At 63.5% G+C, this 10945-nt stretch carries 9 protein-coding genes; 6 read left to right on the top strand and 3 right to left on the bottom strand.

Annotated elements, in window-relative coordinates; translation table 11 throughout:
• Positions 1-10: 10 nt before the first annotated feature.
• Both GTP69_RS19250 and GTP69_RS19245 read left to right on the top strand, forming a co-directional pair.
• Positions 11-631 (top strand): response regulator transcription factor, encoded by a 621-nt coding sequence (locus GTP69_RS19250; RefSeq protein WP_161056367.1) that lies wholly within the window; start codon positions 11-13, stop codon positions 629-631.
• 68 nt (positions 632-699) lie between these two features.
• A complete protein-coding gene (locus GTP69_RS19245; protein ID WP_161056366.1) occupies positions 700-1677 on the top strand; it encodes a ribonuclease T2 family protein in 978 nt (325 codons plus the stop codon).
• A 1-nt stretch (position 1678) separates the two neighbouring features.
• Here the strand turns inward: GTP69_RS19245 and GTP69_RS19240 are convergent, their stop codons facing one another.
• Positions 1679-2428 carry an SDR family oxidoreductase gene (locus tag GTP69_RS19240; protein ID WP_161056365.1) on the bottom strand — a complete coding sequence of 250 codons (750 nt, stop codon included), beginning with the start codon at positions 2426-2428 and terminating at the stop codon, positions 1679-1681.
• 109 nt (positions 2429-2537) lie between these two features.
• Here GTP69_RS19240 and GTP69_RS19235 point away from each other — a divergent pair, with 109 nt between their 5' ends.
• From GTP69_RS19235 to GTP69_RS19225, 3 genes are all read left to right on the top strand, one after another.
• Complete coding sequence (locus tag GTP69_RS19235; protein ID WP_161056364.1) at positions 2538-3467, top strand: LysR family transcriptional regulator; 930 nt, start codon at positions 2538-2540, stop codon at positions 3465-3467.
• 13 nt (positions 3468-3480) lie between these two features.
• Positions 3481-4551: an SGNH/GDSL hydrolase family protein gene (locus tag GTP69_RS19230; RefSeq protein WP_161056363.1), complete on the top strand. Its 1071-nt coding sequence runs from the start codon at positions 3481-3483 to the stop codon at positions 4549-4551.
• Between the two features lie 82 nt (positions 4552-4633).
• On the top strand, positions 4634-4900 hold the full coding sequence (locus GTP69_RS19225; RefSeq protein WP_161056362.1) for a UBP-type zinc finger domain-containing protein: 267 nt from the start codon (positions 4634-4636) through the stop codon (positions 4898-4900).
• 16 nt (positions 4901-4916) lie between these two features.
• Here GTP69_RS19225 and GTP69_RS19220 read toward each other — a convergent pair whose 3' ends face one another.
• The gene (locus tag GTP69_RS19220; RefSeq protein ID WP_202424486.1) at positions 4917-6446 is read right to left on the bottom strand and encodes an MFS transporter; all 1530 of its coding nucleotides are present in this window, start codon (positions 6444-6446) and stop codon (positions 4917-4919) included.
• Positions 6447-6518: 72 nt separating this feature from the next.
• Between GTP69_RS19220 and GTP69_RS19215 the strand changes: the two genes are divergently transcribed.
• Positions 6519-8909 (top strand): glycoside hydrolase family 127 protein, encoded by a 2391-nt coding sequence (locus GTP69_RS19215; protein ID WP_229261047.1) that lies wholly within the window; start codon positions 6519-6521, stop codon positions 8907-8909.
• On the opposite strand, the gene GTP69_RS19210 is transcribed toward GTP69_RS19215, so the two are convergent.
• Positions 8896-10911, bottom strand: coding sequence for an AsmA family protein (locus GTP69_RS19210; RefSeq protein WP_161056361.1), 2016 nt, complete (start codon positions 10909-10911; stop codon positions 8896-8898). The genes GTP69_RS19215 and GTP69_RS19210 overlap by 14 nt on opposite strands.
• Between the last annotated feature and the right edge of the window lie 34 nt (positions 10912-10945).

Genomic DNA, 10945 nt, shown 5'->3' with positions numbered 1-10945 from the left:
GGAAGTGAGCATGAACCAGGTGGTAATCGTGGTCGATGACGACGAGGGCGTGCGCCAGGGCTTTGTCAATCTGCTTGAATCGGAAGGCTACACGGTGCAGGCCTACGGCTCGGCCGCCACTTTCTTTGAACAGCCGTTGCCGGACGCGCCATGCTGCCTGTTGCTGGACATGCGCATGCCCGAAGTGGATGGCTTTGAGGTGGTGGCGCAGCTGGAACGCACCGGCGCCGGCGTTCCGATCATCTTCGTCACCGGCTTCGGTTCGATTCCGCTGACGGTGCAGGCCATGAAGGCCGGGGCGCTGGAATTCCTCACCAAGCCGGTAGAGCCGGAAGAACTGCTGCGCGCCGTGCGCGGCGCGCTGGAAGCCGGTGCTGTGACGTATCGTGAGCGGCAGGAACTGGACGAACTGCGCGCCCGCCACGACAGCCTGACCCCACGTGAACGCGAGACCATGCAACTGGTGATCGGCGGCCTGCTGAACAAGCAGATCGCCGATGAACTGGGCGTGAGCGAAATCATGGCCAAGACCCACAAGCGCAAGGTGATGGACAAAATGCAGGCGCGTTCTTTGCCAGATCTGGTGCGCGACGCCGAACGCCTGAATATCACGCAAACGCGCAGCCGCTAGCGGAATAGGGGGTTAGCTCTCCGCCTCCGGTAGAATATTGGCAATTCGATCAAATACCAGGGGATTTCATGCGCATCTATATCGCCGCCGCGCTGCTGGCCTTCACCTCGCTGGCTTGCAGCGCCAGTGAATCTGCCAGCGGCAGCTTTGCCGCCACCCAAAGCTGCGAGGCGTTTTCCTCGTTCGCCAAGCGCACCAATCCCGGCGACGTCAAGATCAGCGCCGGCACCAGCTACACGGTCCGTGAAATCAACAAGGTCGATTACGACTGGGTGCGCATCGAGGTGCCCGGCGCGCAGCCGGCCCTGCGCTGGGTGCAGCGTGAATGCGGCAAGCCCGCGCTGGAAGATCAGCAAGCCAGCCGTCTGCCGGAAGGCGCCAGCGGCGCGGTATGCTCGGCGGCCAACCAGCAGGACAGCTATGTGCTGGCCATCACCTGGCAGCCCGGTTTTTGCGAGCACACCAAATACAACGGCAAGAAGCCGGAATGCGACGCCATGAACGGCGGCACGCTGGAGGCCAAGACCCTCAGCCTGCACGGCCTGTGGCCAAACAAGAAGGAATGCGGCACGCAGTACGGCAGCTGCAGCGGCCAGCCTTTTGCGCTGAGCAAGGACACCATCGAGAAGATCGCACCGTGGATGCCGAACTTCTTCTACGAACGCACCTTCGGCGCCTACGAGTGGAACAAGCATGGCAAGTGCCAGTCGCTGCCGCCTGATGATTACTTCATCAAGGCCGTATCGGCGGTGCGGGTGGTGAATGAATCGGAAGTGGGCAAGATCGTGCTGGGGAATACCGGCAAGAGCATTCGCGTGAGCGACTTTTTTGACAAGATCAAGGCGCGCTACGGCGAGAAGGTCGCCGACACCATCACGCTGGTCTGCACGCAGCACAAATACCTGCAAGAGATCCGCGTGTCGCTGGCGCTGGACTTTGCCACCGACCGCGAACTGCCGCAACTGGTAGCCAACGCCAAGCCGGCCGCCAGTCGCGCTGTCGGCTGCGCCGACGAAATCTACGTCGAAGCAGCCGGCAAGAACTGACTTAGGCTGCGAAGCCGCCGTCGATCAGCAAGTCGGCGCCGGTGACGAAGCCTGCTTCAGGGCCGGCCAGGTAGGACACCATGGCTGCCACTTCATCTGCGGTGCCGTGACGTTTCAGCGCCATCAGGCCATGCAAACCGGTGGCGAAATCGCTGTCGGCCGGATTCATATCGGTATCGACCGGGCCTGGCGCCACGTTGTTGACGGTGATGTTGCGGCTACCCAGGTCGCGCGCCATGCCTTTGACCAGGCCAACCAGCGCCGATTTGCTCATCGCGTAAGCTGCGCCGCCTTCAAACGGCATGCGCTGCGCGTTGGTGCTGCCGATGTTGATGATGCGGCCACCGTCTTTCATATGCTTGGCGGCGGCTTGCGAGGCGACGAACACGCCGCGCACGTTGACTGCCAGGGTGCGGTCGAAGTCTTCCAGCGAGAACTGGTCGGTTGGGCCGAGCAGCAGCACGCCGGCGCTGTTGACCAGGATGTCCAGGCGGCCAAAGCGATCGGCCACGCTGTCGATGGCGTTGGTCAGCGCGGTGGCATTGGCGGCATCGGCCTTGATGGCGATGGCTTCACCGCCGGCGGCTTTGATTTCTTCCACCAGAGCTTCCGCGGCGATGGCCGAAGCGGCGTAGCCGATGGCGACTTTGGCGCCTTCGCTAGCCAGGCGACGGGCAGTGGCAGCGCCGATACCGCGCGAACCGCCGTTGATGAAAGCGACTTTACCGTTGAGTTTAGTGTTCGAGGTCATGATTTGGTTCCTTTCGGTTGGTTGATGAACACAGTATGGTCTTCACCACTTGATCGCGGTAGTCATGAAATATCGTCTACAGTTTCAACCATTGGTATAAGATACGGGCATGTTTACTGAATTAAGCAGCTATCTCGACGCCTTCATCGCTGCTGCCGACGAGGGCAGCTTCTCTGCGGCCGCGCGCCGCCTGGGGCTGACGCCGGCCGCCGTCAGCAAAAGCGTCAACCGGCTGGAGCTGCGGCTCGGCGTGCGCCTGTTCCAGCGCAGCACCCGCAGCCTGGCGCTGACCACCGACGGCGAACGCCTGTACGGGCAGGTGCGGCTGCCGTGGAATGAAATCGGCGATGCGCTGACCGATCTGAGTCAGGGCGCAGGCAAGCCGGCCGGCACGCTCAAGGTGTCGCTGGCGCATACGGTGGGACGCAATTACATCGTGCCGCTGCTGGCGGAATTCACGCGCCGCTATCCGGACGTGGTGCCGGACCTGCACTTCGATAACCGCCAGGTGGACCTGATCGCGGAAGGCTTCGACGTCGCCATCGGTGGTGGCATCGAGCTGACCGACGCACTGGTGGCGCGCGAGCTGGCGCGTGTGCATATCATCCTGGCGGCATCGCCGGACTACCTGAAGGCGTCGCCGGCGCCGTCGCAGCCGCAGGAACTGGCGCGCCATCGCGGCCTGCTGCGGCGTTCATTGGCCACCGGCCGTTTGGCGGCATGGACCCTGAAAAACAAGGCCGGCCAGGAAGTGGTGGCCAGCGTGCGGCCGGTAGCGGTGATGGACGACCCGGAAGCCATCGCGCGCGCCGCAGCCGGCGGCATGGGCATCGCCATGCTGCCGCTGCCGCACGCCTTGCCGCTGCTGGACAGCGGAGAGCTGGTGCGCGTGCTGCCGGAGTGGTATGCCGAAATCCGGCCGCTATCGATATACTACTCAAGCCGCAAGCTGGTTCCGGCCAAGGTGCGGGTGTTTGTCGATTACATGATCGAGCAATTCCGCGCCAGCGGGCATGCGGAGCGGTTCCGCCAACAATAAAGGAGACGTATCGATGAAGTTCAAGACAGGGATGCTGGCGTTGCTGCTGGCGGGACAGGCTTTCGCCGGCGTGGCCATCCAGCCGGATAACGCGCAGTTGCAGTACACCGGCCGCATCGACTTCGCCGACCGCGCGCGTCCCATGCTGTCCTGGCCCGGCACCAGCATCGAAGGGAACTTCACGGGCGCCAGCCTGGCCGTCAAGCTGGATGACCAGCAGGGCAAGAACTTCTTCAACGTGTTTATTGATGACGACCTGGCCAAGCCGGTGGTGATCGAGGCGGCGCAGGGCAGCAAGACCTATCCGGTGGTCAGCGGCCTGACGCCGGGCGCGCACCGCTTCCTGATCACCAAGCGTACCGAGGGCGAGGAGGGCGGCACCTTCTTCCAGGGACTGGAGCTGGCAGACGGCGGCAAGCTGCTGGCGCCACCGCCGCGCAAAAAACGGCATATTGAATTCTTCGGCGATTCCATCACCACCGGCATGGGTAACGAGTCGCCGGATGACGGTCCTGATCATCTGCCGAAGGACAAGAACAACTTCATGTCCTACTCGTCGATCACGGCGCGCGCGCTGGATGCGGAGGCGCACATTGTCTCGCAAAGCGGCATCGGCGTCATGATCAGCTGGTTCCCGTTCACCATGCCTGATTTTTACGACCAGTTGAGCGCAGTCGGTAACAACGATACGCACTGGGATTTTAAGTCGTGGACGCCGGATGTGGTGGTGATTAACCTGTTCCAAAATGACCGCTGGCTGGTCGACCGCGAAAAGCGCTTGTCGCCGATGCCGAGCGACGACGAGCGCATCGCCGCGTATCGCGCGTTTGTGCAGAAGATCCGCGCGCTGTATCCGAATGCATATATCGTCTGCGCGCTGGGTAGCATGGATGCGGTGCAGGAAGGCTCCAAGTGGCCGGGCTATGTGCGTACGGCGGTGGACCAGATGCAGGCATCGGGCGATCAGCGCATCGATACGCTGTTATTCCCGTGGAATGGCTTCGGCGGGCACCCGCGCGTCAAGCAGCATCAGGCCAATGCGGCACAGCTGACGGCGTTCATTCGCCAGAAGGTGGGCTGGTAAGGGCGTGTTCCACTGATCCAAGGGGAGAGTACATCCTCGCTTTAACGCGGTAGACTGGAGGTTTTACAATCCGGAGGCCGCGATGAGCGAACAGTGCCAGCACTTCAACCAGATCCACACCCACCACGCCAACACCAACGGCTGCGAGGAATGCCTGAAGACCGGCGACGAGTGGGTGCACTTGCGCGTCTGCCTGACCTGCGGCCATGTGGGCTGTTGCGACCAGTCGAAGAACCGTCACGCCACCAAGCATTTCAATACCACCGGCCATCCGATCATGCGCTCCGGCGAGCGTGGCGAGACGTGGGGCTGGTGCTATATCGACCGCGAGATGTTCGATCCGATTTGAGTTTTGACCTTGATCGTCAGGCCGCAATCCAGCGGTAGGCGCAGCCGGCGCTGGCCAGGGCAGTGACGGCGCAGGCCAATGCCGCGACGTGAAAAGCGTCCAGCAAGGCAGCGCCTTGTGCGCCGAGCACCGCCGCCAGCAGCGCGGTGGTGAATAAGCCACCGGCACGCGCCACGGCGCTATTGAAGCCGGAGGCGACGCCGCTATGCGCGGCATCCACCGAAGACAGCACGGCGGTAGTCAGCGGCGCCACCGCGACGGCCATGCCGATGGCGATCACCAGCATGGCGGGCAGCGTGGTAGTCCAGTAGCTGCCGCCGCCGATGCGCATGGCCAGCATGAAGCCGGCGGCGACGATGATCGGGCCTGCCGTCAGCGGCAAGCGTGGTCCCAGTTTGCCCGCGAGCCTGCCCATGGTGGAGGAGGCAAGCGCAATCACCACCGGCAGCGGCAGCAACGCAGCGCCGGCTTCGCTGGCCGAGTAGTGGTCGTATTCGATCAGGACGAACGGCAGCACCAGCAGCAGTGCACCCAGCGCGCCATATAACAGGAAAGTCATCAGATTGAGGCCGCTGAAACTGTGCGAGCGGAAGAGTGACAGTGGCAGCATGGCGCTATCGCCAGCGCGCTGTTCGATGCGCAGGAACAGCAGCATCAACATCACACCGACCACGATTCCCAGGCCGGATTGCCAGTGCAGGCCAGCACCGCTGGTGGTCACCGTCAAGCCCCAGGTGAGCGCCGCCAGGCCGATGCTGGCCGTAGCCGCGCCGGCGATGTCCAGCGCGGCGGCGGGCGTTGCTGGCGCGTCAGCACGCAGATAGCGCAGGGCCAGCACGATGGTCGCTGCAGCCAGCGGCAGGTTGATAAAGAAGATTGCGCGCCATCCGGTGACGTCGACCAGCCACCCGCCGAGCAACGGGCCGATTGCGCCCGCCGCCGCGCCGACTGCGGCCCAGATGCCAATCGCCCGTCCACGCGCCTCGCCTTCAAAGTGCGTGCCAAGGATCGCCAGGCTGTTGGGCATCAGCAGCGCTGCGCCGGCGCCCTGGACGATGCGTCCCGCCACCAGCAGGGTAGCCGTCGGCGCCAGCGCGCACCAGGCCGACGCCAGCGCGAACAAGGCCACGCCCAGCACTAGAATGCGACGCCTGCCGAAACGGTCGCCAGCCGCGCCGCCCAGCAGCAAAAGGGCGCTAAGCGGCAGCAGGTAGCCGTTGATAATCCAAGAGAGCACGCCACCGTCGGCATTCAGACTGCGGCCAATCGCCGGCAGACCGACATTCACCACCGAGCCGTCAATGAAAGCCAGGCTGGAAGCCAGGATGGTGGTCGCCAGCACAATGCGCGGATGGTCGGCGGCTGCGGGCGTGACCGCTGGCATGCTGGCCGATGCCTTGGCCGATTCGCTGCCCAATGTGCCGACTGTTGCGCCGGCAGCTGCGGCGATGGCGCGGTCGCAGCCCTGATGCGGCACCGCGCTCATGGCGTTCCTTGCCCGCTCGTCGGGGCCAATCGGCATTGTGCGGAATTCGTCATTTTTCATGCTCCTGTCATGCAAGACGGGTGAAGAGGGACGCGGTACATTATCGGCAATACTAATCTATTCAGGATTTCCATGCGCGCCTTGTCGTCCTTCCACCATCGCCGCCTGGTGCTGCGCGGCGCCGCCGGCCTGGGCCTGGTCCCCGGATTGAACGCCGCCAGCGCGGCCACCGTTGCCACTGGAGCCGCCGCCGCTGCCTCCAGCGTGCCGGCCACCGCCCAGGCGCTGCCGCTATCGTCGGTGCGCCTGCTGCCTTCCGTGTACGCGGACGCAGTGCAAGCCAACCAGGCCTACTTGCTGCGCCTGAGCGCCGACCGCTTCCTGCATAACTACCACCTGTTCGCCGGGCTGCCGGTCAAAGGCGCCATCTACGGCGGCTGGGAATCCGACACCATTGCCGGCGAAGGATTGGGCCACTACCTGTCCGCGCTGTCGCTGATGTATGCGCAAACCGGCACGCCGGCGCTGAAGCCGCGCATCGACTACATCGTGTCTGAACTGGCGCGCGTGCAGCAAGCGCAGGGCGATGGCTACGCCGCCGGCTTTATGCGCAAACGCAAGGACGGCAAAGTTGTCGACGGCAAGGAGATCTTCCCCGAAATCATGCGCGGCGAGATCCGCTCGGCGGGCTTTGACCTGAACGGCTGCTGGGTACCGCTGTATAACTGGCACAAAGTATTCGCCGGCCTGTTCGACGCCCAGACCTGCGCCGGCAACGATCAGGCGCTGCAAGTGGCGCTGGGTCTGGCCGGCTACATCGACAACGTCTTCGCGGCGCTCAACGACGAGCAGGTGCAGCAGGTGCTGGGCTGCGAACATGGCGGCATCAACGAAAGCTTCGCCGAACTGTATGCGCGCACGCAGGACAAGCGCTGGCTGGCGCTGGCGCAGCGGCTGTATCACACCAAGGTGCTGCTGCCGCTGACGCAAGGCCGCGACGAACTGGCCAACCTGCATTCTAATACGCAGATCCCGAAATTGATCGGCCTCGCGCGCCTGCACGAACTGACCGGCCGCCAGAGCGACGCCAACGCGGTGGATTTCTTCTGGAAGCGCGTCACGCAGCACCACAGCTACGTCATCGGCGGCAATGGTGATCGTGAATACTTCTCGGCGCCGGACACCATCGCCGCCCACATCACCGAGCAGACCTGCGAAGCCTGCTGCAGCTACAACATGCTGAAGATGACGCGTCATCTGTATAGCTGGGCGCCGGATGCCGCGTACTTCGACTACTACGAACGCACGCACCTGAACCACATCCTGGCGCACCAGAATCCGCGCACCGGCATGTTCACGTATATGACGCCGCTGATGTCCGGCGTGGCCCGCGAATACTCCAGCGAGGAGAATGATTTCTGGTGCTGCGTGCTGTCCGGCATGGAGAGCCACGCCAAACATGGCGATTCGATCTATTGGGAGAATGGCGACACGCTGTTCGTCAATCTCTATATCCCGTCGACGGTAGAGTGGCAGGCCGGCGCTGCGCGGCTGGAACTGAACACGCGCTATCCGTATGAAGGCGATATTGACCTGAAGGTGCGCCGGCTGGCGGGGCAGCGCACGTTTACCGTTGCGCTGCGCGTTCCTGCATGGGCCAGGCAGCACACACTGCTGGTCAACGGCAAGCCTCACAAGGCGCGGCAAGACAAGGGCTATGTGCTGATCCGCCGCCGCTGGCGCGCGGGCGACACGGTGCGACTGTCGCTGCCGCTGGATCTGCGATTGGAATCCACCGCTGGCAATGACCATGTGCTGGCGCTGCTGCGCGGTCCGATGGTGCTGGCGGCCGATCTGGGCGCGGCCGACAAGCCGTTCGACGGACTGGCGCCGGCGCTGGTAGGCGCCAACATCCTCGGATCTTTCGCGCCATCGGACAAGGGCAAAGCGCTGTACCGCAGCGTCGGCAGCGGCCGGCCAGGCGACATGAAATTTGCGCCATTCTTCTCGCAGTACGAACGGCGTGCGGCGGTGTACTTCAATGCATACACCGAGTCTGAATGGGCGGCGTCGGAAGTCGCCTTCCGCAAGGAGGAGGCGCGCCTCAAGGATTTGGCTGCACGATCCGTGGATGTAATGCACCTCGGCGAAATGCAGCCGGAGCGCGATCATGATCTGCAATCGGACATCTCATATCCGGTATCCTACCGTGGCCGCAACGGCCGTGATGCGCGCACCGGCGGCTACTTCAGCTTCCGCATGAAGTGCACGACCGGCCCGCTGGTGCTGCAAGCCAGCTACTGGGGCGAGGAACGCAACCGCGATTTCTACATCAGCGTGGACGGCGAACGGATCGCCCGCGTCAAGCTGGATGGCAGCCATCCGGGCGTGTTTATCGACGAGGAGTATCCGGTGCCGGAGCGCCTCACCAGCGGCAAGAGCAGCGTGGTGGTGCGCTTCGATCCTGAGCCGGGTCACACGGCGGGGCCGGTGTTTGGCGTGCGGCTGTTTACTTCTTCTTGATCGGCTGGGTTTTTGCGTCGTTGCGGGTCTTGTTGGCTTGCGCCAGCAGGGCGCCGCAGTCCACCGAATCGACCTTGCCGGTATTGATCAGCGGGATCACCGCCGCCAGCGGATTGACGATGCTGGCCAGTGCCACGGCGGCGCCGGCCTTGAGCGCCAGCGGGCCTTTTTGCGGACCCACGTCCGGATTGGTGAAGGTGCCCCTGGCGTACAGCGGCGTGCGCAGCGAGATGATGCGCACGCCCTTGGTTTGTGGACGCACGTCCAGATCCAGCGTTTCCTTGGCCAGGTCGACGTTGCCGCTGACGTTGATGACGGCTTCCTGGGTGTCGACCACGAAGCGGCGCGCGTCTGCCTTGCCGTGTTCCACCACGAAGTCGCCGGCCAGGCAGTTCAACTGAACCTGGCGGTCGCCGAACAGTTTCACGAACACCAGGTTGGCGACGTTCAGGCCTGCGGCTTCCAGAATGAATTTGCTGACGGAGCCTTCGCTGACGGTGGCGCCCAATTCGCCGCTGGATGTCGCCAACATGGTGGAAACGGAATTGCCTTTGCCGGCCAGCGCGGCGTCGGCGCTCACTTCACCCACACTGGCTTTCATAGATTCCAGTTTCGGGAACAGCTGGTTGATCTTCAGGTGACGCGCCGCCATGCGGATATCGGCGTCGATCACCTTCTGGCGGCCATCCAGCTTGATGTTGGAGCTGATATCGCCGCCGGCCATGCCGAAGTTCAGTGGCGTTAGCGTCAGCACCTTGTTGTTCATCTTGATGTGGGCCTGGATGTCGTTCAGCGGAATGTCGTGGGTGCGGATCAGCTTTTTGCCGTTGAATTTGACATCGGCATCCAGCGCATCCCATTTGGCGGTGTTGAACTGCTCCACCGGCAGTGCTTTGTCGTCAGGCTGGTTTTTCGCCTTGCCGCGACTGGCTTTGCTCGCGTTGCTCTCCGCGCCGATGGTCGGCCCCAGATCTTCCAGGCGCAATTGGCGCGAGGTGATTTCGCCGGTCAGCATCGGGCGTGGTTTGCGCGGGCTGTAGGCCAGCGTGCCTTCCAGGTCGCTGCCGCCGACGGTGCCGGTGAAGTTCTTGTAGGTCCAGTTCCAGATCGCGCCGGATTTTTTGCCGATCAAACGACCGGTGGTGGCGTAGGGTGGCGTTTCCGGCAGCAGCACGCCCGTCAGCGGATATAGGTCAGCCATGCTGGCGCCGCCCAGCGACAGTTTCAGATCGAGACCGGCCGGCGCACGCGGGTCGGTCAGCATGCCTTCGACGGCGATTTTGTTTTTACCCAGGTTGGCGTTGGCTTGTACCGGGAATTGCGTGTGTTCGTCGGTCAGCGCGAGTACCTTGCCGACTTTGCCGCCGCCGGTGACCGGGGCGTTGCGATAGCTGCCGCTGAGGTCAAACTTGATGCCGTACTTCTGCGCGTCGGCGCCTTCATTGATGCCGCTGGCTTTGGCGCGCAGATCCAGCTTGATGCCGTCGTCGAGGTAGCGCAGGTCGCCATCGCCCAGCGTCAGGCGCTGGATATCGACTTCCCATGCCGACGGGCCGTTGTCCTTGAAGGTCCAGGTGTTGCTGCCGTCGGCGCGGCGTTGTGCGGCCAGCGTGATCTTGTCGACGGCGAGGTCGGTGATGACCACTTCCTTATGCAGCAGCGGCAGCGGGTGGATGGCCACCACGATGCTGCCGGCGCTGGCCAGTTTCGGGCCGGTGCTGGTCCAGTCGGGATTGGCGACGTAGACGTCATTGGCGCTGATGCGTGGGCGTGGCACGTAGCGTCGCCAGCCCGACTCGGTGGTGTCGCCTTGTTCCCAGTGCACGCGCAGGTCGCCGTTGATGGCGAATTCGCGGCCGAGGCTGTCGGAGACGCGATGGTTGATCCAGGGCCGCGCGCGGTTCCAGTCGAAGGTCAGCAGGAAGATGACGACCGCCACCAGCACCAGTAGTAGGGCGGCGAACAGGCCAGCAAGTATTTTGAGTGGGCGCGATTTTTTCATGACTACCGATGCTACGCCTCCATCGGCGCAGCTT

It is taken from the genome of Duganella levis, assembly GCF_009857605.1.
GTDB lineage: Bacteria > Pseudomonadota > Gammaproteobacteria > Burkholderiales > Burkholderiaceae_D > Rugamonas > Rugamonas levis.
The sequence above is the reverse complement of the archived record's forward strand: the minus strand, read 5'-3'. Positions and strand labels throughout refer to the sequence as shown.

What these genes read in the sequence shown, in the direction of transcription:
- GTP69_RS19250 (WP_161056367.1), top strand. Translation starts at nt 11, where the DNA reads ATGAACCAGGTGGTAATCGTGGTCGATGACGACGAGGGCGTGCGCCAG.
- GTP69_RS19245 (WP_161056366.1), top strand. Translation starts at nt 700, where the DNA reads ATGCGCATCTATATCGCCGCCGCGCTGCTGGCCTTCACCTCGCTGGCT.
- GTP69_RS19240 (WP_161056365.1), bottom strand. Translation starts at nt 2,428, where the DNA reads ATGACCTCGAACACTAAACTCAACGGTAAAGTCGCTTTCATCAACGGC.
- GTP69_RS19235 (WP_161056364.1), top strand. Translation starts at nt 2,538, where the DNA reads ATGTTTACTGAATTAAGCAGCTATCTCGACGCCTTCATCGCTGCTGCC.
- GTP69_RS19230 (WP_161056363.1), top strand. Translation starts at nt 3,481, where the DNA reads ATGAAGTTCAAGACAGGGATGCTGGCGTTGCTGCTGGCGGGACAGGCT.
- GTP69_RS19225 (WP_161056362.1), top strand. Translation starts at nt 4,634, where the DNA reads ATGAGCGAACAGTGCCAGCACTTCAACCAGATCCACACCCACCACGCC.
- GTP69_RS19220 (WP_202424486.1), bottom strand. Translation starts at nt 6,446, where the DNA reads ATGAAAAATGACGAATTCCGCACAATGCCGATTGGCCCCGACGAGCGG.
- GTP69_RS19215 (WP_229261047.1), top strand. Translation starts at nt 6,519, where the DNA reads ATGCGCGCCTTGTCGTCCTTCCACCATCGCCGCCTGGTGCTGCGCGGC.
- GTP69_RS19210 (WP_161056361.1), bottom strand. Translation starts at nt 10,911, where the DNA reads ATGAAAAAATCGCGCCCACTCAAAATACTTGCTGGCCTGTTCGCCGCC.